This is a genomic window from Rothia uropygialis (genome assembly GCF_004137765.1).
GTDB lineage: Bacteria > Actinomycetota > Actinomycetes > Actinomycetales > Micrococcaceae > Rothia.
Genome location: NZ_NOIS01000001.1, coordinates 623,560 through 647,818, shown reverse-complemented (window position 1 = coordinate 647,818; position 24,259 = coordinate 623,560). Strand labels below are relative to the sequence as shown.

Genomic DNA, 24,259 nt, shown 5'->3' with positions numbered 1-24,259 from the left:
AGTATTTACTCCCCGGTTCTGGAAGATTCCTGGAAGACCTTCGAGGAAATGCGGAGCGTCGGGTTGTCCTCGCCGACCGCATTTCCTGGTATGCTGGTACGCGTTGCCCTCGTAGCTCAGTGGATAGAGCGCTTGCCTCCGGAGCAAGAAGTCGTAGGTTCGAATCCTATCGAGGGCACCATGTGACCCCGTCCCGTTCGCCCGGCGGCGGGGTCAATTCGTATCGATTCGGGTCCGTACGGAGGAAATGACATGCTCGGCGGTTTTTACGCAGAGCCCGAAGATGTCGATCGCTCTTTCGACTTCTACCCGCCTGCCGATCCGATCTCCGGACCCGCGCCACTTCTGATTCACCTTCACGGAGGCGCTTGGCGGTTCGGAGACAAGTCTAGCCTCCTGTATTCCGATAATGGCCAGCATCATTGGCGCGAGCGGCTTCAGGCCTCTGGCTTCGCGGTGGTTTCCATCAACTACCGGTTATCGCATCGTTCACGCTTCCCTGCACAGCTCAATGATGCCAAGGCCGCGGTGCGCTTTTTCCGTTCGCGAGCCAATGAGTTCGACATCGATCCCGCCAGAATCGCCATATCCGGGACCTCCGCGGGAGGCCACCTCGCCCAGCTGCTCGCCGCAACGCCGGATTCCGGTATCCCCTACCTCGAGGGACCGGGGGGCTCCTCGGAATCCACCGACGTTGTCTGCGCCGTGAGCTTCTACGGCGTCAGCGACCTCCGGTCGATTTTCGACGACCGCACGGCGTGCGGTTTCCCGGCAGATCACCCCGACGACGACGGGGCAGAACGGCGGCTGCTCGGCTCGTCGTATCCCGCACGTCCAGGTTCTCCGGCCGAGGCCGCATGGGCACGCGCGCATCCCCTTGACTACGCTCGTTCGGACGACCTCTGTCCGAACCATCGCCCCGTGTTCTATGTTCACGGAGATTCGGACTCCTGTGTGCCGTGGACGCAATCCGGCGACGCCCATCGGGCGCTGCGGGCACGAGGTATTTCGACCGCTCTGGAAATCGTGCCGAAGGCCGAGCACTCGGACGCACTCATCTTCCGGGACGAGGCACGAATAGAGCGCATCATCGCGTGGATCCGGACCCACTGGATGCTCGCGCGGGACTGACGGTCCTCGTCGGTGCGGACGGCCGGTAAACTGGGAGGCGATATGTCTGATCAGTCCGTAACGTCCGCTTCCGTCCCTCTCCACATCACCTATCCGGAGTCTTTGCCCGTCTCTGCCCGCAGGGAAGACATCATGGAAGCCATCCGGGATAACCAGGTGGTCGTGATCGCCGGCGAAACGGGTTCCGGCAAGACCACGCAGATCCCCAAAATGTGCCTCGAGCTCGGGTTGAACGAGTCCGGCACCATCGGCCACACGCAGCCGCGCCGATTGGCCGCCAGATCCGTTGCCGAGCGCATCGCCGAGGAATTGGGGCAGAAGATCGGCCAAACGGTCGGCTATCAGGTCCGGTTCACCTCGGAGGTCAGTGATCGGACCGCGATCAAACTCATGACGGACGGGATCCTTCTCGCAGAGATCCCGCATGATCCGTTGCTCAAGAAGTATTCCGCAATCATCATCGACGAGGCCCACGAACGGTCCTTGAATATCGATTTCATCTTGGGCTACCTCAAGAGAATCCTCCCCCAGCGCCCTGATCTGAAGCTCATCATTACGTCTGCGACCATCGATCCGGACCGTTTTGCCCGGCATTTTGCCCCGAGTTTCGACCCGGTCGAGGAACGTTCCGAGGACGATCCACTGCCCGATGACGCGGCGCCGGTGATCGAGGTATCCGGCCGTACGTACCCCGTCGAGATTCGTTATCGTCCCTTGAGCGGTTCTCCGGAGGCAACGGATGAGGAAACCGACGACGGACTCGAGATCGACGACCGGGACCCCTTGGATGCGGTATGCGATGCCGTCTTGGAGCTCAAGAAAGAGGATCCGGGCGACATTCTCGTCTTCTTCTCGGGAGAGCGGGAAATCCGCGACGCCGCGGACGCGCTCGAGGATCTGTCCAAACGCGAGCGGTCCCTGGCCGGAACCGAGATCCTCCCCCTCTTCGCGAGACTGTCGATGGCAGAACAGCATCGGGTATTTCGGCCGTCCGGCAAGCCCCGTATCGTTCTGGCGACCAACGTTGCCGAGACCTCGCTGACTGTGCCTGGCATCAAGTACGTGATCGATCCGGGTACCGCCAGGATTTCTCGGTATTCCGTCCGGACCAAAGTTCAGCGTCTGCCGATCGAACGAATTTCCCAGGCCAGTGCGAACCAGCGTTCCGGACGTTGCGGACGCGTTTCGGACGGTATAGCAATTCGTCTCTATTCCGAAGAGGATTTCGAGTCCCGCCCCGAGTTCACCGATCCCGAAATACTGCGCACCAATCTCGCCTCGGTGATTCTCCACACGATGTCGATCGGCGTCGTACGCTCTCCAGGGGACATGGAAAAATTCCCGTTCGTACAGCCGCCCGCCAAGCGTTCGATCTCCGACGGCGTAAATGTGCTCCGCGAGCTGGGAGCCCTCCAGGATGCGCCGGTCCATGCAATTCCGGAAAAACTCGATTCACAGCCACGACGCGGACGCGGCAAACGAAAGTCTAGGCCTTCGCCGTTGACCTCCGTCGGCCGTCAGCTGGCCGCTTTTCCGGTGGATCCGCGGCTCGGACGCATGATTGTCGCTGCCCAAGAGCACGACGTCGCCAAGGAAGTCATGGTTTTGGCCGCGGCCCTGACGATCCAGGATCCCCGTGAGAGACCTACGGAGAAGAGGGCTCAAGCGGATGAGTTCCATGCGCGGTTCAAAGACGATACCTCGGACTTCTCGAGTTATCTCCTGCTCTGGCAGTACCTCCAGGAGAAACAGGAAGAATTGTCGTCTTCCCAGTTCCGGAAGATGTGTCAACGCGAGTTCATCAACTTCCTGCGAGTTCGGGAGTGGCAGGACCTTTACGAGCAACTGCGGCAGCTTGGTTCGCGAGCGGACATTAAGGTCTCCCGCGGACGCCGAATTCGCGTCGGGGGAAGCGAGGAAGCCGTCCATCGGTCCCTTCTGACCGGCCTGTTGAGCCATATCGGCCTCAAGGACGAGCGCAGACACGAATACCAAGGGGCGCGGGGCACCCGGTTCTCCATCTTCCCGGGATCCGGTTTGTTCAAGAAGAACCCGGACTGGATCGTCTCGGCGGAACTCGTGGAAACCTCCAAGTTGTGGGCGCGAGTGAATGCCTCGGTGGATCCTCAATGGATCGAAGACGCGGCCGGGTCGCTGCTCAAGCGGACCTATTCCGAACCCCACTGGTCGGCCAAGCGCGGTTCCGTGATGGCTTACGAAAAAGCGACCCTGTTCGGGGTGCCGGTCGTCACCGATCGCCCCGTGAACTACTGGCGCATCGACCCGGTGCTCGCCCGCGAATTGTTCATTCGGAAGGCCCTCGTGGAAGGCGACTGGCGCACGCGTCATCGTTTCTTCCAACGGAACCGTAAACGCCTCGCAGAGATCGACCAGCTCGAAGCAAGGCTTCGGCGTCGCGATCTGCGCGTCGACGACGATGTGATCTTCGATTTCTACGACGCCCGAATCCCGGCGGACGTCGTCTCGGAACGTCATTTCGATCGGTGGTGGAAGAAGACCCGTCCGCAGAACGAGCATCTTCTGGACCTCAACCCGGAGAACCTCATCGACGAAGAGGCCCGAGACTACGACGAATCCCAATTTCCTCGCACGTGGGTCCTGCCTACCTCGGACTCGGAGCTCAGGCTGGATCTCTCCTACGAGTTCGCGCCAGCGGCGCCGGGTGCGAGCCCGGAAGCCGACGGCGTATTCGTCCAGGTGCCGATTGTCTTTCTGAATCAGATACCTCAGGAGCCTTTCGAGTGGTTGATTCCTGGACTGCGACACGAATTGATCACCGCCCTCATCAAGTCCCTTCCCAAGGCATCGCGCAAGAATTTTGTTCCTGCACCGGATGTCGCTCGACACGCGGTCGAGGCGCTCGAGACAGATTTCGATCCTGCACGCGACCAGCTGCTCCCCTCACTCGAGCTGGTGCTCCGGCGGCTCAAGGGACAAGTTATTCCCCCTGGGTCGTGGAACTGGGCCGCCGTTCCGGAACACTTGCGGATGACCTTCCAGGTCCGGGATGCGAAGAACAAACTCCTCGGGGAAGGCAAGGACCTCGCAGCGTTGCAGGAGCAATTACGACCTCAGATACGGTCGGCACTGGCCGCTTCGTTGGGGGCCTCTCCGGAAGCCCTCGCTCGTCTGACGGAACAGGGCCGTGCCCCCGAGCCGGCGCCGACGACACGAAACAAGCTGCAGGAGCAAGACAGTGAACCGAGTTCTGGTCACGTCCCGACGCGGCGCACCGCGGGAGCGGGTGTCGTCGAGGTTTCCGGCCTCAGGGATTGGCCGGAAACGGACGTTCCGCCCAAGATCACACGAACCATTTCTGGGCAACGGGTCGAGGGATATCCAGCGCTGGTCGACGAAGGCGAGACCGTGGCCGTGCGTGTTCTGGCTTCCGAGTCGGAACGGAATCGAGCACAGCGAAAGGCAACGATTCGATTGCTGTCCTTACGAGTTCCTTCACCGCACAAATACGTGTCGGAACATCTGAAGAACCAGGAAAAGATCGTTTTCACGCAGAACCCTCACGGTTCGGTCGACTCGTTGATCGCCGACTGCACCGTTGCTGCACTGGACAAACTCACCCCGGAGACCGCACCCGTGTCCCGGCAGGAATTCGAAAGCCTGTTCCACGAGGTCCGAGCCGAACTCATCGATACCGTGTTCACGGTGACAAGTTTGGTTGCCGAGATCCTCAAGCTGGCCAACCAGGTGCGCAAACAACTCAAGTCTTCAGCGTCTTTGGCTATTATCAACAACTTCAACGACATGAAAGCCCAACTCGAGCACCTGGTGTACCCCGGTTTCGTGGCTTCCACCGGTTACGAACGTCTGGTCCACCTCCCGAGATACCTTGAAGGCATGAGTCGACGCATCGCGAAGGTCGGCGAGCGCGTCGGCAAGGACACGACGCTGATGCTTGAGGTCCAGGAGCTGGAGGACGGATACGATTCCGCTGCCGAGAAGTACTCGGTAGACGGGGAGGTACCCGCTCCGCTCGCGGACGTCGGCTGGATGATCGAAGAACTCCGCGTGAGCTACTTCGCCCAGGAGCTGGGAACCTCACGGCCCGTCTCCGCCCAACGGATCAGAAAGTCGCAGAAGCAGGCTATCGACATGTTGAATCAGTCGCGACGTGCATAACGGCTCCGACGATTCGAAGACTGGCCGGCGTGGCGCAATTCGACGGTTGAGATACCGCAGGACTGCGGTCAATCTCCCGTGGAGATCGTCGGATTCCGCCAGTCGGTGCTTCGCGAAAATTCTTTGCGAATGTTTCTCGGCTCCTCCCTCGGCGATGACGAACCGCTCCGCTATCCCGGAGTTGGTATGCCCCTCAGCCATGAGTTGGAGCACTTCGGTTTCCTCGTGAGGTCGGGTTGCCCTGACTCCCCCGATCCGAAAATCCTTCGTCTCAGGATACTTCGGCCTCGAAATGCCCGGATCTGGTCAGCACGTCGCGAATAGCGGCAGCTGCCTCGTCCATGCTGTCCTGGTCCGGATCATTGTCCACTTGGTCGAAGCTGAATTCCTCGATGGAATTGGTGGGCCACACGTGCAGGTGCGCATGGGGAACCTCGAACCCTTGAATCATCAGGCCTACACGAACGGGGTCGTAAACTTCGTCGATGGCCTGCCCGATGGTCTGGCAAACCTTCATGAGGTGCACGGAAAGGTCCTGAGGCAGGTCAACCCAATGGTCGACCTCTTCCCGAGGAACAACCAGGACATGGCCCATGGACAACGGCGCAATCGAGAGGAACCCGACGGCGCGCTCGTCCTTCCACACGAAGCGGGCAGGCAACTCGCCTTCGATGATCTTGGTAAATACCGTGCTCACATTGTCTCCTCGATAGTGATGGATTCCCCGGGTTCCAGGCGGTGGTACTCGCTACCGTACTTGCCCCCGAAGTTGGTCAGGTGATTCGTCAACATGGCTTTGCCGTTTTCGGCCAGAAGCCCGTCGTGAAGGGGGTATGCGTGATGAGGCCGAACCGACGTCAAGAAGTCCACGACCTCGTGCAATTTGTTCCACGGTGCATGAATCGGAACCAAGAGGTTCCGAACCTGGATCCTGTGCGGAACGATCAGGCTGTCGCCGGGATGGTACACGTTGTCGTCCACCAGAAATCCGATATTTTCCACCACGGGCACGAGCGGATGGATCAAAGCATGCTGGCCGCCAAAGGTCCGTATGGCGTATGGTCCGAGGTCAAAGGACTCCTCCCCGTGGACCTCATGGATCCTCTCCGGCTTCTGGACCGACTCGTTCATCTCCCGAGCAACGGAACCAGGTGCGTAAACCTGGACGTCCGGCCGTGTATCGAGGTAACCATTGACCGTGTCGCGGTCGTAATGATCAGGGTGCTCGTGTGTGATGACCACATAATCGACTCCTTCGAGAGCCGTTCCGATCTCCGCCGCATCGGAGAAGTTGCCCGGATCGAAGACGAGAACGGATCCGTCCTTTTCCAGTCGGACGCATGAGTGCGTGAACTTGGTGAGTCGCATAACACCCAGAATATCGTCCTGAGCTGTTCGGGGTAAGGGCAGTGCCGGGCCGTTACGCCCTGGGCGATGCCTAGGATCCATCGCACCTAGAATGGGGACAATATGGTGCGGAAGAGCAACCGCACCTGGGCGGGCATCGGACCGCCTTCAGACATCGGCAAGAAAGAGGATTGAGGCCGTGGCCGCGCAACAACCCGCGCACGAAGGATCCGAGGGGTCCGCAGGAGCGCGAACGACCCAGGAATTCCGCAATACTCGGCAGCGCAGAACGGTCGTCGAGGCGCTGGATACTCTGGAAGAATTTCACTCGGCCCAGGACTTCCACCGCATCGTCTCGGACCGCGGCGGCAGGGTTTCGTTGGCCACCGTCTACCGCATCCTCCAATCTCTTGAGGACACGGGCGAAGTGGACGTGGTCCAGTCAGACGACGGCCAGGCCCTGTACAGGAAGTGCCTGGCCGATGACCATCACCATCATCTTCTGTGCCGTCGCTGTGGGGCCGCGGAGGATATCGAAGCCGACGTCGTCGAGCAATGGGCCGAACAGGTTGGCTCCAGGTTCGGTTTCACCGAAATCGCGCATACGATCGAGCTGACCGGATTGTGCGCTCAGTGCACTCGCGAGGTTGCGCGCTCCTCCTCATGAGGTGAGGCGGCAACCGGCATTTTTCTTCCGGACCCCGTCACTCGCCGACGCACCGTTCCCACGATCCGGCAGATGATGTAGATCAAGAAGGAAATGGTTGTGACGTAAGGGCTGATGGGCAGAGAGCCCGCCAGCGCGAGCATGATTCCGCCCACGGTGGCTATTTCGGCGAAGACGACAGAAAGAACCACGGCCTTGACCGGCGACGCCGTCAGTTGGATCGCCGCCGCCGCTGGGGTGATCAGGAGCGCCAGAACCAGAAGCGAGCCGACCACTTGCACGGACAGAGCAACCGAGATGCCGAGCAACAGCATGAAGACCATTGCAAGGCCTCGCATCGGTACACCCTTGGCGATTGCAACGTCCGGATCGAGACTTGCAAAAGTCAGGGGGCGCCACACGATGAGCAAACCGCCGATCACGACGAGGGCGCCGATGGCCATCTCGGATACCTGAGCAGCGTCGACGGACACGATCTGCCCCGTCAGGAGTGAAAACTTATTTGCTGATCTGCCTTGGTACAACGAGAGGAACAGGATTCCGAGCCCGAGGCCGAAAGGCATCAGCACACCGATGAATGTGCTGTTGTGGCTGGCCCTGGCCCCCAGGATCCCGATGATCGCCGCTGCCGCGATCGACCCCAGCAAAGACCCGGTGATCACGTCCAAACCGAGGAGCAGGAAGAATGCGGCGCCCGCAAAGGAAAGTTCGGCTATTCCGTGAACGGCGAAAGAGCCGTCACGCATCATCACGAAGGTCCCGATGAAGCCCCCGATGAGAGCCAGAATGGCTCCCGCAACGACGGACTGACTGAGAAGAACAAATAATTGACCGTAGTCTTCGAAAACAAAAATTCGGCTCCAGAAATCACTGGCGGCTATCAGCGACGGGGCTAGTGCATCAATGAGCATCAGGCTTCCCCTCCGATATCGTGTGCGTGGCAGTCCGAGCCAGAGACCTCGGAAGCAGATCCGGCTCCCACGACGATATAGCGACCGTCGACCTGGATCACGTTCACCGGTGCATCGTAGACACGCGTGAGAGTTTTTGTGGTCATGACCTCCTCGACGCTGCCCACCGTGAATCGACCGTTGGCCAGATACAGCACACGGTCGACGTCGTCGATGATCGGGTTGATCTCGTGAGTCACAAAAACCACTGTGGCACCCGACTCTTCTCTGTAGTCTTCGATCAGTCGGCTCACCGCGCTCTGATGGCGCAGGTCCAAGGAAAGGAGCGCCTCGTCGCACAGCAACAGCCTGGGCCGGGACGCCAGGGCTTGGGCGACACGCAGCCGTTGTTGTTCTCCACCGGACAACAGCCCCACGGGAACGGCCGCGTACTCCTTGGCACCGACGCGTTCCAACGACTCGTCGACACGGGCTCTGCGCTTCCGGGACAGCAGTCCCGGCCCCCAGCGATGGCCGTCCAGGCCCATTCCCACCAGGTCTCGTGCCCTCAATGGGGTATCCGGCGAAAACGGACGCTGTTGGGGCACGTAACCGATCTGTGGATTACCGCGCCGCACCGTCTCCCCTAGCACTCGGACTGAACCGTCCGAAAGAGGCAAAAGCCCGAGCAATGTCTTGAGGAAGGTCGATTTCCCCGATCCGTTCGGACCCAGAACAGCGAAATACTCGCCCTGGGGGATATCCAGTGTCAGCTCGGTCCAGAGGGTGCGCTCCCCAAAGGACAGCGCAGCACGGTCCAGAGCGACGCTCGGAGGCTGCAGTGGGGACACGATAAAACTCCTTGACGAGGCGATATGAAGTAACGAATACGGTGACGCCGGCTTGGAGCCGGCGTCACCGTTCGGGAAGTCAGGTCAGTTTACGACTGACTGTCCAAGGCGGAGGAAATATTGTCCAGGTTCTTGTTCATCCAGCCGACGTAATCCTGGTCATCGGGAAGGGTCTCGGTGAAGGAAACCGTCGAAACGTTGTGATCCTCGGCGTATTTCTTGATGTCCTGGGTCTGCGAAGACTCGGTCTGCGAGTTGAACCCCAGTAACGCGATGTTACCGGAGGCCAACTCGTCCTTCAGAGACTTGATCACGGAAGCAGGTGCGTCGGTGTCGCCCTCAATCGCTTCGTAGAAGCCATGAGGAGTCGCGTCCGTGAAGCCAGCAGCCTGCAGTAAATATCCGGGGACCGGTTCGGTCGCCAGGTACTGTCGGCCATCACCCTTCAGGGAGGAGGCTCGCTCCTGCAGCTTTCCGAGCTTGTCCCCGAGTTCCTGTTCCCGTTTGGAATAGTCGTCCTTGTGATCCGAGTCGAGACTTCCGAGTTCGTCGGAGATCTTCTTGCTCACGGTCTCCATCACTTTCGGGTTGTACCAGACGTGCTCGTTGAAGGAGCCGTGATCGTGGTCGTGCTCATGGCCCGAGGCTGAATCGTGATCGTGGTCATGACCGTCCGCTTCATCCGCACCGGGCAGCCCGGAGAGCTGGACGGCGTCGATCTTCTTTGCATCGGAGCCTTCGCTGATGTCTTCCATGAAGGCGTCGTATCCGCCGCCGTTCTCAACGATGAGATCGGCGTCCTTGGCCTTGAGCCGGTCCTGCGCGGTCGCCTCGTAGGAGTGCGGGTCCTGGCTGGTGGAATTGATGAGGGGTTCGACCTTGACGTTATCCCCTGCAATGGATTTCACGATGTCGGAATAGACGTTCGTGGAGGTCACCACGGTGATTTTGTCGTCCTCCGAACTACCGGAGGAACCCGGATCCGAATTCGAGCAACCCGTCAGAGCGACCCCACCGACTGCGGCGATGGCCACAGCCCTGACCCAGCCCTTACCACGCATGTTTTCTCCTTTTACGCACCATTCAATGAAAAAGCGAACGAATCGCATCTGCAAGAAGTCTACTCAGATGCGAATCGTTCACAATTTAGCGATGGCTTATGCTTCCTTCGTAGGGCGCTTCGCGGTGGCCGCCGTCGCGCCACGGCCCGACGTTTTGGGGAACATGGAACGCGAGCTTTCCTCACGGTAGGAAATTCCGGTGCGTCGGTAATCCATGGCCTGCGTCGAGTCCTTGACCTCACCGATCAGCTCTTCCAGCACGTCCTCAAGGAACAGAACGCCGATCGTCTCGCCACTCTGCGCGAGGACGCGGGCGACGTGGCCGTGGGTACGTTGCATCGTACTCAGGGCGTCCTCGACGGTGGTGTCCGGTCGAAGGTTGATCAGCGAACGGACCCTGGTCAACGGGGTCGGCTGGCGATAACGCTCGTCGGGAATCGACAAGACGTCCTTGACGTGAAGGTACCCCAGGTAGCTTCCATCGTCCGATTTCAGAACGAAACGGGAAAAGCCGGTTCGGCCCACGGCCTTTTCGAGGTCATGCGGAGAGCAATCTGAAGGCAGGGTGACCAACCGATCCACCGGGACCATGACTTCCCCGACGCTTTTTTCCGAGAATTCCAGTGCACCGGAGAGCATGCCGTCCGTGTCGGTGACCAACCCTTCTGCGGTCGACTCCTCGACGATCGTCTGCAATTCCTCGAGTGTGAACGTCGAAGAGACCTCGTCCTTGGGCTCGACCTTCATGATCTTCAGAGCCGAATTGGCGAGCCAGTTGAGGAAGACGATGATCGGCTTGACCGCATGGGAGATCATGACCAGAGGCGGGGCCAGTACCAGCGCCGCTTTGTCGGCAACCGAGACGGAGATGTTCTTGGGAACCATCTCACCGAAGATCACGTGCAGGAACGTGACCAACAGCAGGGCCAACAGGAACCCGGCGATGTTCGCCGCGGAGGAAGGAACGCCCAGGTTTGTCAGCGGGCCGGCCACAAGGTGGTGAACCGCGGGTTCGGCAACGTTCAGGATCAGAAGCGAGCAAACCGTGATGCCGAGCTGGCAACAAGCCAACATCAGGGACACATGTTCCATGGCACGCAGCGTGGTTTGCGCACGCTTGTTGCCGGACTCGGCGAGAGGTTCGATCTGGGAGCGACGTGCTGACATGATCGCGAATTCGCCGCCCACGAAGAATGCGTTCCCCGCGAGAAGGACCACCAGTAATGCGAGGGAAACCCAATCGTTCATCGAGTGCTCCCATTCTTTGCCGAGCTGGCGTCGATACTGCCGTCCATGGCCCTCACCGGGCCCAGGTCCTCAGAAAGGGTTTCGTCGGCTCCGTGCACCGAGGGGGTGAAAAGGATCCGTTCCACACGGCGATGGTCCATTCGCTCGACTTCGAGGATCCCCGTTTCGATCGGTACGGTGTCACCGATCTCGGGGATTCGTCCGAGCCGATCCATCATGAAACCGCCCATGGTCTCGAAAGCAGGATCGTCGTCGACGTCCAAGGGTGTGACTTTCTCCGTGACTTCATCCGGACGCAGAAGTCCGGGGAAATGCCACCGGCCGTCCGCGGTCTCGAGGACGCCAGGGACGGCGCGGTCGTGCTCATCCGCAACCTCGCCGACGATCTCTTCGACCAGGTCCTCCAGGGTTGTGATGCCCGCGGTTCCGCCGTATTCGTCAAGCACGACGGCGACCTGCAACGCGGCCTCGCGCAGTTCTTTCAGCAAGGCGTCGAGATGAATGGTCTCCGGAACCCGGAGCACCTCGTCCATCAACGCGCCGGCCTGGACGGTATCCCGCCGGTCAGGCGGCACACCGACGGCCCTCTTGATGTGGACCACGCCTTTCACGTCATCCTGATTCTCGCCGTACAACGGGAAGCGAGAGTGTCCGGTTTTCCGAGCCTCGGCAATGACCTCGTGGACGTTGGCGGTGGTCGGAAGCATGACGACCTGGCGACGGGCGGTCATCACGTCGGAGGCGGTGTGTTCGGAGAAATTCAAGGTCCGGGCCACGAAATTCGCGGTTCCGACGTCGAGGGTCCCAAGATCGGCGGAACGTCGAACCATGGAGGAAAGCTCCTCCGGCGAACGGGCGCCCGAGAGCTCTTCCTTCGCCTCGAGACCCATGAGGTGAAGGATCTTGTTCGCGCTGCCGTTCATGACGATCACGAAAGGTTTCATCAGTGCGGTGAAGGCAAGCTGATACCGGGCTAGCGCCTTGCCGATCCTGAAGGACTCCGCGATCGAGAGGTTCTTGGGTATCAGTTCACCCAAAGTCATCGACAGGAGCGTCGCAATGAGCATTGAGACGATCAGAGTCGACGCGGAAGCAACAGCCGGGGCAATGCCCCACCCGTCTATGGTTTCGGTCAACAGACCCTGGATCCCGACGTCGAGTGTGTAACCCGTCAGCAACGTGGTGATCGTGATGCCCAACTGGCAACTCGACAGCTGCGTGGACAATGATTTCAGGCATTTCAGAAGCGGTTCGGCCTGCCGATCGCCATCTTGTATATGGCGCACGACGGTGGGTTGGTCCAACGCCACGAGTGAGAACTCGACCGCGACGAAGAAACCGGTGCCGAGAATCAGGATGATACCGGCCAGAACGAGTAACCATTCCACGGGATCAATTCACCGTCCCGGAAGTGTGGCGGCGCGCGAGAGGCGGCCCAGGATGAGAGCAACTAAAAGGGTCGTCCATAAGGCTTTTAGTGTAGCGCGGGGTCTCCCCCAGCGGTATGCGAGGCTCAAGAAAACCGCGAGTTTTCGACCCGGGCGAACAAGAACGCCGTCGTCTCAACGGCGACGGCGTTCGGAAAACATGTCGGCTTGGGCTAGACGAGCCACGAGCGCGAACGCGCACGTCCCTCGTCGTACCCGGAAGCCGCCTGAATTCCCACGACAGCCCTTTCGTGGAAGGCCGCCAAGTCGTTGGAGCCCGCGTAGGTCAGCGACGAACGCAAGCCAGCGGTGATTTTGTCCAGGACGTCCTCGGCACTCGGGCTCTCCGCGTCCAGGTACATGGTCGAGTTGGAAATGCCTTCCTCGAACATTGCCTTGCGGGCCCGGGTGAAGGGGTCTTCTTGCCGCGTCCGGTGCTTGACCGCGCGCGTCGAGGCCATACCGAAACTCTCCTTGTACAGGCGTCCTTCGTCGTCGTGATGCAACTCCCCGGGTGATTCGTAGGTCCCGGCGAGCCACGAACCCACCATGACCTGACTTGCCCCGGCCGCGAGCGCCAAGGCGACGTCACGCGGGTACTTCACGCCGCCGTCGGCCCACACGTGCTTGCCGAGTTCCCGGGCAGCGGCCGCACATTCCAGGACCGCTGAGAACTGCGGCCGACCGACGGCCGTCATCATGCGCGTCGTGCACATCGCGCCCGGCCCCACACCCACCTTGATAATGTCAGCTCCCGCTTCGATGAGGTCTCGTGTGCCGTCTGCGGAAACCACGTTCCCGGCCACGATGGGCACCCGAGGGTTCAGGGACTTGACGGCGGCCAGAGCCTCGAACATTTTCTGCTGATGTCCGTGAGCGGTATCGACAACGAGCACGTCGGCACCGGCGTCGAGCAGCGCACGCGCCTTGCCGAGAACATCGCCGTTGATCCCGACCGCGGCACCGGCGATCAACGCGCCGGAATCGTCCAGGGCCGGTTGGTACGTGGTCCCGCGCACCGCACCGGAGTGTGAGAGGACACCCGCGTACCGTCCATCGCGAACGACCACGGCCAGTTCGATGCCGAGTTCTTCGCACTGGGCAAAGACCGAACGCATGGCGATGGTTCTCTCCTCACTTCGCCAGGGTGCTTCTGGAGCCAAGTCGGCCTCGTCGATCACCAGGGGAAGGGGATGCATGACTTTTTCGACCGGCGCAGCCGGGTCCTCGTGCTGACCTTCTTCACGCCGTACGACGCCGACTGGGCGGCCTTCCTCGTCGACGACCACTGCCTCGCCGAAGCGTCGGTCCCCCAAACGACGCAAGGCGTACTCGATCGACGTGTCCGGGGAAACGATCACCGCGGACTCGACAAGGGGACTCGCGCCTTTGACCTCTTCGATGATCCGCCGAGCCGCATCGAGGGGAACGTCCTGGGGAAGAATGGCCATGGCGCCGCGCCGCGCCAGAGTCTCCATCATTCGGGCCCCGGCCACGGCCGTCATATTCGCTGCGACCACCGGAATCGTGGTGCCGGTGCCGTCTTCGGTCGAAAGGTCGACGTCGAATCGCGATGCGACCTCGGACCGCGAGGGTACGAGGAAAACATCGTTGTAGGTCAAGTCGGTTGAGGGGGTATTCAAGAATCGCACTTGTCCCATCCTACCGAGACCCGTCGAATTCCGATATGAAGACCGGACGATCCCCAAATACCGGGCCGCTGGGGTGTCCACGGGCACAAAGGACTGTGATATGGAGGTCGACGGTGCGACATAGGTCGTTTTCAGGTGGATAACGTCGGCGCAACCCTAATAGACTCAAGGGCAGAGGTTGCGCCTCCCGCATCGTCGCGGGACACTCGGCGGCTCCCTGGGGCGTTGTAGCCCGGAGAACCACCGCGCTTCGGTAGCATCCACAAGAGGGTACGGAAGATTGACCGCTCAATCCTCCGGACAAAAACAGCTAATGGAAGAGGCGTGAAGCTAGTGCCAGATCAGCCACATCACCAGATCCCTGAGGAATTTGCAGGTAATGAGTGGCTCGTAGATGAGCTCTTCGAGCAATACCAGCAAGACAAGAACTCGGTGGACAAGAAGTGGTGGCCCATCTTCGAATCCATGCAGGAACAAGAGAGCAAGACCTCGCCGTCCGGCACCCAGTCCAGTGCCCAGGCCGCGAAATCCGCAGCGCCCGAACCGTCGGCTTCTGCGAAGCCGGAGAAGCAAGAGGCTCCGGCGAAGCCGGCCGCAAAGCCCACGTCGCAGCCGACGCAGAAAGCCTCCACTCAGAAGGCCGGCGCCAAGAAGGAAACCGACGCTCCTCAACAAGCAGGGGCCGAGGCCAAAGAATCTCCCACGACCAAGCGTCCCATTCCCGCTCAGCTGCCGGAGGGCGCCAAGGGCAACGTGGAGACGGAAGAAGACAAGGTCGAGACTCTCCGCGGGCCGGCCAAGGCCGTCGTGACGAATATGGAGGAGTCGCTCACGGTCCCGACCGCGACCACGGTACGAGCCGTTCCGGCTAAGGTTCTGATCGACAACCGCATGTTGATCAATGACTACCTCAAGCGTTCCCGCGGTGGAAAAGTCTCGTTCACACACATCATCGGGTACGCCGTGATCAAGGCTCTCAAGGCCTTTCCTTCGCAGAACGTGGTCTACGGCGAGAACGAGAAGGGCCGTCCCGCGGCCATTCACCCCGCCCACATCAACTTCGGTTTGGCCATCGATATGCCGAAGCCCGACGGATCCCGCAATCTCGTGGTTCCGAATATCAAAAAGGCCGAAACCCTCAACTTCGCCGAGTTCTGGGGTGCCTACGATGACATGGTCAAGCGTGCTCGGGACAACAAGCTCTCGGTCGAGGACTTCAAGGGCACCACGGCATCACTGACCAACCCGGGCGGAATCGGAACCGTCCACTCGGTCCCGCGCCTCTCCAAGGGCCAGGCCTGCATCATCGGCGTCGGCGCCCTGGATTACCCTGCCGAGCGTCGTGGCACCTCCCCCAAGACTTTGGCCCGGGAGGGCGTCTCCAAAATGTTGACGCTGACGTCCACGTACGACCACCGAGTCATCCAGGGCGCTGGTTCCGGCGAATTCCTCAAGCTGATCGATCAGTACCTGCTCGGGGAGCACGGCTTCTACGACGAAATCTTCGAGGTCCTCCGCATACCCTTCGAGCCCGTGCGCTGGGCCGTCGACAATCAGGTGAACCCCGAGGAAGAGGTCAACAAGGTTGCTCGAATCCAGCAGCTGATCCACGCGTATCGGGTTCGTGGCCATCTCATCGCGGAGGTCAACCCCCTCGAATACGTGATGCGCAAGCACCCGGACCTCAACATTGCGACCTACGGCCTGACCCTCTGGGACCTGGACCGTGAATGGCCAACGGGAGGCTTCGGGGATGCTTCCAAGCTCTCCCTGCGGAACATCCTCGAGCTTCTGCGCGATGCGTACTGCCGGACCCTGGCGGTTGAGTACATGCACATCGAGTCCCCGAGCGAGCGCCAGTGGTTCCAGCAGCAGCTGGAACACGGTTATACCAAACCAAGCCGGGACGAACAGCTGCGCATCCTGGGCAAGCTGAATGCCGCCGAAGCGTTCGAGACTTTCCTCCAGACCAAGTACATCGGACAGAAGCGATTCTCTCTCGAAGGCGGAGAATCGCTGATCCCGTTGCTCGATTCGATCATTTCGGGCGCGGCTGATGACGGTCTCGCGGGTGTCGGCATCGGAATGGCCCACCGTGGCCGTCTCAACGTGCTGACCAACATTGCGGGCAAGTCCTACGCCCAGGTCTTCCGCGAGTTCGAGGGTGAGCAGGATCCTCGCCTTGTGGGCGGATCCGGCGACGTGAAGTACCACCTCGGGACCGAGGGCGTCTTTACGTCGGACACCGGTAATGAGACGCAAGTTTATCTCGCGGCCAACCCGTCGCACCTCGAGGCAGTCGACCCTGTTCTCGAGGGAATCGTCCGAGCGAAACAGGATCTCCTGGACGAAGGCGGCGATTCCGAGAACTCCTACGGAGTCCTGCCTATCCTGGTCCACGGTGACGCCGCCTTCGCGGGTCAGGGTATCGTGGCCGAGACCATGCAGATGTCCCAGCTGCGCGGATACAAGGTTGGCGGCACGGTGCACATCGTGGTCAACAACCAGGTCGGCTTCACCACGACGCCGGGCGAGGGCCGTTCGTCAACGTACTCGACCGACGTCGCCCGGATGGTCCAGGCACCGGTCTTCCACGTGAACGCGGATGATCCCGAGGCCGTGGTCCGCGTGGGCCAGCTGGCCTTCGAATACCGTCAGCGCTTCAACAAGGACGTCGTGATCGACCTCGTGTGCTACCGCCGCCGCGGCCACAACGAGGCCGATGACCCGTCGATGACCCAGCCGATGATGTACCAGCTCATCGAAGCCAAGCGTTCGACCCGCAAGCTGTACACCGAGTCCCTCATTGGCCGCGGCGATATCACGCAGGATGAGGCGGACCGGGCCCTCAAGGACTACCAAGAACGCCTCGAGCGGGTGTTCACGGAAACCCACGAGGCCCAGACATCTTCCGCTCCCCTGGTCACGGGGGATGCCGCTGCCGTGTCGAACATCGAACGTCCCGCTGCTCAGCAGATCGAGGACTCGGTCTATTCGCCGGATACTACAGCCGTCTCGCGGGAAGTCGTCGCCCGCGTGGGCGAAGTGCACAATGAGATGCCGGAGGGCTTCCAGGTTCACAAGAAGCTCGGTCAGCTGGTCAAGAAGCGCTACGAGATGTCGACCAATGGCAAGATCGACTGGGGCTTCGGTGAATTGATCGCTTTCGGTTCGCTGCTCATGGAAGGCGTCCAGGTGCGCATGTCGGGCCAGGACGTCCAGCGCGGTACCTTCGTTCAGCGCCACTCGGTTCTTCACGACACACAGTCGAATGCCGAGTGGGTGCCGTTGCGGAATTTGGCGGATGACCAGGCCAAGTTCATGATTTACAACTCCTTGCTCTCCGAGTACGGCGTCATGGGCTTCGAGTACGGCTACTCCGTGGAGCGTCCGGACTCGCTGGTCATCTGGGAAGCGCAGTTCGGCGACTTCTTCAACGGCGCCCAGACGATCATCGACGAATTCATGTCTTCTGCCGAGCAGAAGTGGGCCCAGCGTTCCTCGCTGGTGCTCATGCTTCCGCACGGTTACGAAGGCATGGGCCCGGACCACTCGTCCGCCCGTATGGAACGTTTCCTGCAGATGTGCGCAGAGAACAACATGACCATCGCGGTTCCCTCCACCCCGGCCAACCACTTCCACCTGTTGCGCCGTCATGTGTACAGCAGGCCTCACCGCCCGCTGGTCATCATGACGCCGAAGCAGCTCCTGCGCCTCAAGGCGGCGACATCCTCGGTCGAGGACTTTACGCAGGGTGACTTCCAGACGGTGATTCCGGACCAATTGGGTCTCAATGACTCGGACGTCAAGCGAGTCATCATGGTTTCGGGCCGGCTCTACTACGATCTGGCTGCCCGCCGCGAGAAGAAGGGCCTCAGCCAGACGGCAATTGTCCGAGTCGAACAGCTCTACCCGCTTCCGCTCGACGAGATCAAGGAGCAATTGTCGAGGTACCCCAACGCCGAAGTGGTCTGGGCTCAGGACGAGCCCGCGAACCAGGGTCAGTGGCCGTACCTGACGACCGCGTTGTTGCCGCTCTTGGACCGTGAGATACGCTTGGTATCCCGGCCCGCCTCCGCGTCCCCCGCGACAGGCACCGGCAAACGTCACCAGGCCGAGCTCGAGCATCTCGTTCAGCAGGCCGTCGAGTAAATGTCGGCATGTCGTCCACGAGCCCTCGTATTTCCCATGTTTCTATGGTCAATGCGAGGGCTCGGACATGCGGGCGCAGCAAAGAACGTTTATCGTTACGTTAGATGCACTCGTTGAACGTCCGTGATCGGGCGGCCAACGATCTGACGCCGAAGACAACAGAAAGAATCTCGTGGAGCAACGAAACATTCGGATCGTGGCGGTCGGCGACGACCTGCTGGCTGGTATTGGTGACCCGCGCGCCCTTGGTTGGTTCGGCCGGGTCATGGCGCGTACGCCCCAGAACGTGGCGCCTGTCGTCTCGTACAACCTGGCCGCTCCCGGTGAAGGCAGCGAGACCCTCAACGAGCGTTGGTTCGAGGAGGCTAGTCGCCGTTTCGCCAGCGGAGCGGACAATCGGTTGGTCATTGCGCCGTCGACCTTCGACATCGACACGGGCCTGACGAACGCCCGCAGTCGGCTGAATCTCGCGAACATGGTGGATTTGGCCTCGCAGAACAACATCAAGGTCCTGGTCGTCGGTCCCCCGCCCACCCTGGATTCCGAGCAGAACCGCCGTATCGCGGACCTGTCCGCGGCTTATGCGGACGTTACGACTCGACGACGCCATGTGTACGTGGACACGTTCAACCCGTTGCAGCACCACGAGCAGTGGCGCCAGGATCTGGCCGCAAACGATGGACGTCCCGGTCAGGCCGGTTACGGATTGATGGCATGGCTGGTCCTGCATCGCGGCTGGTACTCCTGGTTGCAGCTTCCGGAACAGCACTGAATTTCGGTTGGGCCGAGATCACGCTCGCATTTTTCGGTGGCGATGTGCACCGGCGTCGTGTTGTCTGGCAGAATGATGCACAATGCCCATTGCCTGATCCCGCGCGCCGCTGCGCCGGGTGGTCCGCGGTGGGCTGACCATTTCAGGGCCGCTCTTCATACGTGAGTACGGAGATGCGCGGAAGGAGGCTCATATGAGCAAGCGTGGACGTAAGCGTAAGGATCGTCGTAAGAACGCAGCCAACCATGGCAAGCGGCCTAACTCCTAAGGAGTTGGCTTGGCCGTGGTACCGGTCCTCGCCTTGTGCGAAGCGACTGGGCTGCCGAGGAAAAGGGCTGAGATGCTTTTCAAGCATCTCAGCCCTTTTTGTCGCTCGGGGCGGGCCCTGTCAGGAAGCCAGCGGGCGGCCCGAGGCGTCGTCGCCTGCCACGCCCAGAGCCGAATGGTCGTGTTCCGAGGAATCGGCGCCGCCGCGCAATGAGTCGATCCTTGCGAGGATCGATTGTTTGAGCTCTTCCGGCGCCGGCTCGCAGCATGAGCGCTTGACCGCGGACCGGATCACGCATTCCAGGTCATACTCTCGAGCGCACGTCTCGCACTCATTCAAGTGCTTGCAGATGTCTTCGATGTCTTCCGCGGAGAGAGCGCCGTCGAGGTATTCATAGATCCGATGGATCTTGTCTTCGCGGCATCCGCCGGTCTCTTGGCAGTCTGTCATAATCCTTTCCTTCCTCACGATGGGCGTTCTCACCGCTATTTGGCGCCTTGGGCGCCTGTCGAATTCTTGGTCTTCTTATCTCCGGAGCCGGTCTTTCGACCGCCTTCGGTGCTGAAACCGAGGCCGGAGGCGTATTCGGCCAACTGTTCGCGCAAAAGCCTGCGTCCTCGGTGAAGGCGGGACATGACGGTACCAATCGGGATATCGAGGATTTCCGCGATTTCCTTGTACGCGAATCCCTCGACGTCCGAGTAGTAGACCGCCATCCGGAAATCTTCCGGGAGGGACTGTAGCGCGCTTTTGACGTCACTGTCCGGCAGATGCTCGAGCGCCTCCGACTCCGCGGACTTCAACCCTGATGATGTGTGGGCCGAAGCCTGGACCAGCTGCCAGTCCTCAACCGAATCCGTATTCGCCTGATGCGGCTCGCGTTGCCGCTTGCGATACAAGTTGATGTACGTGTTGGTCAGGATGCGATAGAGCCACGCCTTGAGGTTCGTACCCGGCTTGTACTGGTGAAACGCAGAAAAAGCCTTCGTGTACGCCTCTTGGACGAGGTCCTGGGCATCCGCCTGATTTCGGGCCATGCGCAAGGCGGCAGCATACAACTGATCGATATATTGCATGGCTTCCCGCTCGAAACGAGCCTTGCGCTCTTCGTCCGATTCGCGGGACAGATCGACTGTGTCCACGGATTCCTTCCGCTTGGGCCTACTGATGAATTCATCCCAGTCTAGAAGGTTTGTCGACATAGATGCTCCGGACGTCGGCCCGGACGTCGTCAACGGCTTTTCCAACGTTGCCGTCACCCTGCATCACCCCTCAGCACTGCTCGGTATTTGTCGTCGTGAATTTCAACGGACCCGCGGTTCGTTATATTCCGTCGTATTAGTTTTGTGTTCGCAGGGCACGAAACGGCACGCGTACCTGTATCTGCGTGGACCCGATCACATAGGATGATCGTGGACCCACGGGTTTTCGATCGGCATCCTCCGTTGCCGAGAACGAATTCCCACGTTGAGGAGGAATCATGACCATCGTTCGCAAACTTGCTCGCCCCCTGTTGGCAGCATCGTTCATCTACAACGGTGTCAACCGTCTGCGTACCCCGGAGTCGGCCAAGCACCTGAAGCCGGCTATCGATGCGGCGGCGAAAGCGGCACCGCAGCTCGCTCCCTTGCGCGGCCAGGAACGACTCGTCGGACAGGCCATTGCCGCGACTCAGGTCGGCGCCGGCGCATTGTTCGCCCTGGGCCGCTTCCCGCGTCTTTCCTCCACGCTGTTATTGGCAGCAGGCACGATCAACGCTTATGTCGATTTTGTGAACGCCGAGGCCGACACCAAGGAAAAGAAGGAGGCCCGCATCGCGGATGGCGTCAAGAACGCATCCCTCGTGGGTGCCGTCGCCTTGACGTCAGTCGATACGGAAGGAAACCCTTCCTTGGCCTGGCGCGCCGGAAAGCTCAGCGAGGACGTCAAGAAGAAGTCCAATAAGTTGGGCGACGATCTGAAGAAGAAGTCCGAAGACGTTTTCGGCAACTGATGCAGCGTGAGACCAGGCGATGTGATCGCCTGTGAACCATCCGGGGGTCCGCATTCGTGCGGACCCCCGTTCGCGCTTAAAATAATCGATGTACGCCCCAACCCATACACGAATCAGCAGAGGTACCTCTTGAATCCTTCCGTTGCCCGCGACTGGCGCGCACCCGTGGTCTTCCCTGACTCATCGTGGAGCGCACGTGTCCGAGTTCCAGGTTCCAAGTCCCTCACCAACAGGTACTTGTTCCTGGCGGCGATTGCCGACGGGCCCAGTACCCTTCGGGGTGCCCTCGAATCCAGGGATTCTAACCTCATGATGGAGGCACTCGAGAGGGTCGGCGCCCGTTTTGAACGTGACGGCCAGCTGGTGAGGGTCGATCCCGTGTCCTTGGACGAGCACCCGACCGGTGGTCATACCCGCTTCCCTGACACGGTTGAGATCGATACGGGACTCGCGGGCACCGTCATGCGCTTCCTCCCACAACTCACCGCGATACTGGGAATCCCGGCCCGGTTCGACGGTGACGCGGGTGCCCGGCAGCGGCCCATGGCCCCGGTCATCGACGCCCTTCGGCAATTGGGCGCGACGGTGGACGATGCGGGCACAGAAACTCTTCCTTTCACCGTTCTTCCCCGCGGTACCGGCGCCGAGGGCCGTGAGCGCGGAGAAGGGACGCGTGGGATCCGCATCGACGCGAGCACTTCGAGCCAGTTCTTGTCCGCGGCGATGCTCAGCGGATGCCTCCTTCCGGGTGGCCTCACGATCAGGCACGAGGGTTCGGGTATTCCGTCGATGCCTCACGTTGAGATGACAATCCAGACGCTGGCCGAATACGGTGTCACGGTCCGAAGGAATCATGATTCATCCTGGACCGTCCTTCCGGCGATACCTCGCGCCCACGACGTCGCCGTCGAACCGGATCTCTCCAATGCGGGGCCGTTCCTCGCGGCAGCCGTGGTCACCGGAAATACAGTGACGATTCCCGATTGGCCCACAACCACCACCCAGGGTGGCGATCAATGGCGGCGCATCCTTCCCGAGTTCGGGGCCGAAGTTCATCGTCAAGGGCACGATCTGAGGGTTACCGGTCCGGGGGGAGGAGCCCTCACCGGCCAGCTGCCGGGGGTCGACCTCGACCTCTCGGAAGCCGGTGAACTCGCTCCCACGGTTGCGGCCATTGCCGCCCTCGCCCAACAGCCCTCACGACTGCGAGGAATTGGGCATCTTCGCGGTCATGAGACCGACCGTTTGAAGGCGCTCGTGACGGAGATCAACCGTCTGGGCGGCCGGGCGGAAGAGACGGAGGACGGTATACGGGTGCTGTCTCGCGTTCGGCACGGCGGCCTTTTCGAAACCTACGAAGACCATCGTATGGCCACTGCCGGGGCCGTCATCGGGCTTGCGGTTGACGGCGTCGTCGTGGAAAACGTGGACACCACATCCAAGACGCTGCCGGACTTCACCACCCTGTGGGAGGGCATGCTCGAGGGAGGCGACGTCTGATGCGTCGTCGCTCTTCCCAGTCATGGGACGAATCCGATGTTCACGTCAGGGCCAACAAGAAGGGTTCCCGGCCGCGAACCAAGGACCGGCCCGCGCACGAAGACGCCGTGATCGGGCGCGTGGTCACCGTTGACCGCGGCCGATACACGATCGATCTCGGAGCAAGCGGGCCCGGAACCGAGATCACAGCGGTCCGGGCCAAGGATTTGCGACGTACCCCTATCGCCGTGGGGGACCTCGTCGGCCTGGTCGGAGACACATCGGGGTCGGAAGGATCATTGGCACGCCTCGTACGTCTCGAGGTGCGCTCGACAGTCCTGCGCCGAAGTGCGGACGACACGGACCCCATTGAAAGGGTCGTTGTGGCCAACGCCAGCCAACTGATCATCGTTGTAGCCGCGGCTCACCCTACCCCGCGGACCGGTTTCATCGACCGATCGATCGTCGCGGCGTATGACGCGGGCATTGAGCCCATCCTCTGCATCACCAAAACCGATCTCGGCGAGGCCGCTCCCCTTCGGGATTATTACGCGAATACATCATTGCGCATTCTGACCAGCTCTCCCGAAGGTTCCGCGGAAGGCCTCACCCGCGTCGGCCAGCACGAAAGTCTGACCCTGGATACGGCCCTGCTCGACGAGGTGCAGGCCCAGCTCGACGGCCACGTCAGCGTTTTCCTCGGCCACTCCGGGGTCGGAAAATCGACCCTCGTCAATGCCTTGGCCGGATCAACCCGGTCCACGGGCGGCGTCAACGAGGTCACAGGTCGCGGGAGGCACACCTCCTCATCGGCGCTGGCCATTTCTCCGGCTTGGGGAAAAGCCGGTACGTGGGTCGTGGACACGCCCGGAATCAGATCGTTCGGCCTGGCCCACGTCGCCAAGGAGACTACGGTCGAGGCATTCGAGGATTTGGCCCCCGGATCGGCCGAGTGCCCGAAAGGATGCACGCATGCAGTCGACGCCATAGGGTGCGGAATCCAGGCTCTCGTGGATTCCGGCAAGGCCGGAGACTACGCGGGGCAGAGACTCGAATCGCTACGGCGCCTACTGGGGGTAGCCACCGAAGAAGGACTGGACCATGTGAAGGAGCTTGGCGCGACTTCCTAACCGGGCGGCGCCTCGAGCATGGGATAGCCTAGA

19 protein-coding genes, 1 tRNA gene and 1 pseudogene are annotated in these 24,259 nt (G+C 60.9%); 10 read left to right on the top strand and 11 right to left on the bottom strand.

The window, feature by feature from the left end; all coding sequences use genetic code 11:
- Positions 1 to 105 precede the first annotated feature (105 nt).
- From EWV35_RS02905 to hrpA, 3 genes are all read left to right on the top strand, one after another.
- Positions 106 to 181: transfer RNA gene (locus EWV35_RS02905), tRNA-Arg, on the top strand.
- A 71-nt stretch (positions 182 to 252) separates the two neighbouring features.
- A complete protein-coding gene (locus EWV35_RS02900; RefSeq protein WP_129657950.1) occupies positions 253 to 1,131 on the top strand; it encodes an alpha/beta hydrolase in 879 nt (292 codons plus the stop codon).
- 42 nt (positions 1,132 to 1,173) lie between these two features.
- Positions 1,174 to 5,289 (top strand): ATP-dependent RNA helicase HrpA, encoded by a 4,116-nt coding sequence (gene hrpA / locus EWV35_RS02895; protein ID WP_129657949.1) that lies wholly within the window; start codon positions 1,174 to 1,176, stop codon positions 5,287 to 5,289.
- Here hrpA and EWV35_RS13600 read toward each other — a convergent pair.
- From EWV35_RS13600 to EWV35_RS02880, 3 genes are read right to left on the bottom strand one after another with little or no spacing between them, the layout of a single operon-like run.
- A complete protein-coding gene (locus tag EWV35_RS13600; protein WP_366150671.1) occupies positions 5,209 to 5,502 on the bottom strand; it encodes a helix-turn-helix domain-containing protein in 294 nt (97 codons plus the stop codon). The two genes, hrpA and EWV35_RS13600, sit on opposite strands and share 81 nt — an antisense overlap.
- A 58-nt stretch (positions 5,503 to 5,560) precedes the next feature.
- Positions 5,561 to 5,986 (bottom strand): HIT family protein, encoded by a 426-nt coding sequence (locus EWV35_RS02885; protein ID WP_129657947.1) that lies wholly within the window; start codon positions 5,984 to 5,986, stop codon positions 5,561 to 5,563.
- Positions 5,983 to 6,657 carry an MBL fold metallo-hydrolase gene (locus tag EWV35_RS02880; protein WP_129657945.1) on the bottom strand — a complete coding sequence of 225 codons (675 nt, stop codon included), beginning with the start codon at positions 6,655 to 6,657 and terminating at the stop codon, positions 5,983 to 5,985. Before EWV35_RS02880 ends, EWV35_RS02885 begins: the two co-directional genes overlap by 4 nt.
- 178 nt (positions 6,658 to 6,835) lie before the next feature.
- On the opposite strand from EWV35_RS02880, the gene EWV35_RS02875 reads away from it, so the two are divergent.
- Entirely contained in the window at positions 6,836 to 7,303 is a 468-nt protein-coding gene (locus tag EWV35_RS02875) for a Fur family transcriptional regulator (RefSeq protein ID WP_238654063.1), read from the top strand.
- Here EWV35_RS02875 and EWV35_RS02870 read toward each other — a convergent pair.
- From EWV35_RS02870 to EWV35_RS02845, 6 genes are all read right to left on the bottom strand, one after another.
- Positions 7,267 to 8,214 carry a metal ABC transporter permease gene (locus tag EWV35_RS02870; protein WP_129657941.1) on the bottom strand — a complete coding sequence of 316 codons (948 nt, stop codon included), beginning with the start codon at positions 8,212 to 8,214 and terminating at the stop codon, positions 7,267 to 7,269. The two genes, EWV35_RS02875 and EWV35_RS02870, sit on opposite strands and share 37 nt — an antisense overlap.
- Positions 8,214 to 9,047 carry a metal ABC transporter ATP-binding protein gene (locus EWV35_RS02865; RefSeq protein WP_129657939.1) on the bottom strand — a complete coding sequence of 278 codons (834 nt, stop codon included), beginning with the start codon at positions 9,045 to 9,047 and terminating at the stop codon, positions 8,214 to 8,216. The genes EWV35_RS02870 and EWV35_RS02865 overlap by 1 nt, the downstream gene beginning before the upstream one ends.
- Positions 9,048 to 9,133: 86 nt before the next feature.
- Complete coding sequence (locus EWV35_RS02860; protein WP_165168302.1) at positions 9,134 to 10,105, bottom strand: metal ABC transporter solute-binding protein, Zn/Mn family; 972 nt, start codon at positions 10,103 to 10,105, stop codon at positions 9,134 to 9,136.
- A 96-nt stretch (positions 10,106 to 10,201) separates the two neighbouring features.
- Positions 10,202 to 11,353, bottom strand: coding sequence for a hemolysin family protein (locus tag EWV35_RS02855; protein WP_129657935.1), 1,152 nt, complete (start codon positions 11,351 to 11,353; stop codon positions 10,202 to 10,204).
- Positions 11,350 to 12,741 (bottom strand): hemolysin family protein, encoded by a 1,392-nt coding sequence (locus tag EWV35_RS02850; RefSeq protein WP_129657933.1) that lies wholly within the window; start codon positions 12,739 to 12,741, stop codon positions 11,350 to 11,352. Before EWV35_RS02850 ends, EWV35_RS02855 begins: the two co-directional genes overlap by 4 nt.
- Positions 12,742 to 12,953: 212 nt before the next feature.
- Positions 12,954 to 14,432, bottom strand: a complete 1,479-nt coding sequence (locus tag EWV35_RS02845) for a GuaB1 family IMP dehydrogenase-related protein (RefSeq protein WP_129657930.1) — start codon at positions 14,430 to 14,432, stop codon at positions 12,954 to 12,956.
- Positions 14,433 to 14,765: 333 nt separating this feature from the next.
- Between EWV35_RS02845 and EWV35_RS02840 the strand changes: the two genes are divergently transcribed.
- From EWV35_RS02840 to EWV35_RS13645, 3 genes are all read left to right on the top strand, one after another.
- On the top strand, positions 14,766 to 18,584 hold the full coding sequence (locus EWV35_RS02840) for a multifunctional oxoglutarate decarboxylase/oxoglutarate dehydrogenase thiamine pyrophosphate-binding subunit/dihydrolipoyllysine-residue succinyltransferase subunit (RefSeq protein ID WP_129658276.1): 3,819 nt from the start codon (positions 14,766 to 14,768) through the stop codon (positions 18,582 to 18,584).
- A gap of 172 nt (positions 18,585 to 18,756) precedes the next feature.
- On the top strand, positions 18,757 to 19,356 hold the full coding sequence (locus tag EWV35_RS02835) for a GDSL-type esterase/lipase family protein (protein ID WP_129359929.1): 600 nt from the start codon (positions 18,757 to 18,759) through the stop codon (positions 19,354 to 19,356).
- Positions 19,357 to 19,549: 193 nt separating this feature from the next.
- Positions 19,550 to 19,624 (top strand): 50S ribosomal protein bL37, encoded by a 75-nt coding sequence (locus EWV35_RS13645; RefSeq protein WP_371811975.1) that lies wholly within the window; start codon positions 19,550 to 19,552, stop codon positions 19,622 to 19,624.
- Between the two features lie 204 nt (positions 19,625 to 19,828).
- Here EWV35_RS13645 and rsrA read toward each other — a convergent pair.
- Positions 19,829 to 20,074, bottom strand: a pseudogene (rsrA, locus tag EWV35_RS02830) (mycothiol system anti-sigma-R factor); the annotation flags it as partial.
- Between the two features lie 35 nt (positions 20,075 to 20,109).
- The gene (locus EWV35_RS02825; RefSeq protein ID WP_129657926.1) at positions 20,110 to 20,826 is read right to left on the bottom strand and encodes a sigma-70 family RNA polymerase sigma factor; all 717 of its coding nucleotides are present in this window, start codon (positions 20,824 to 20,826) and stop codon (positions 20,110 to 20,112) included.
- 278 nt (positions 20,827 to 21,104) lie between these two features.
- Here EWV35_RS02825 and EWV35_RS02820 point away from each other — a divergent pair, with 278 nt between their 5' ends.
- The 3 genes from EWV35_RS02820 (at position 21,105) to rsgA (ending at position 24,226) form a co-directional block, all read left to right on the top strand.
- Entirely contained in the window at positions 21,105 to 21,617 is a 513-nt protein-coding gene (locus tag EWV35_RS02820) for a DoxX family protein (RefSeq protein ID WP_129657924.1), read from the top strand.
- A gap of 129 nt (positions 21,618 to 21,746) precedes the next feature.
- On the top strand, positions 21,747 to 23,117 hold the full coding sequence (gene aroA, locus EWV35_RS02815; protein WP_129657922.1) for a 3-phosphoshikimate 1-carboxyvinyltransferase: 1,371 nt from the start codon (positions 21,747 to 21,749) through the stop codon (positions 23,115 to 23,117).
- Entirely contained in the window at positions 23,117 to 24,226 is a 1,110-nt protein-coding gene (rsgA, locus tag EWV35_RS02810) for a ribosome small subunit-dependent GTPase A (RefSeq protein ID WP_129657920.1), read from the top strand. Before aroA ends, rsgA begins: the two co-directional genes overlap by 1 nt.
- The last annotated feature ends 33 nt before the right edge of the window (positions 24,227 to 24,259 follow it).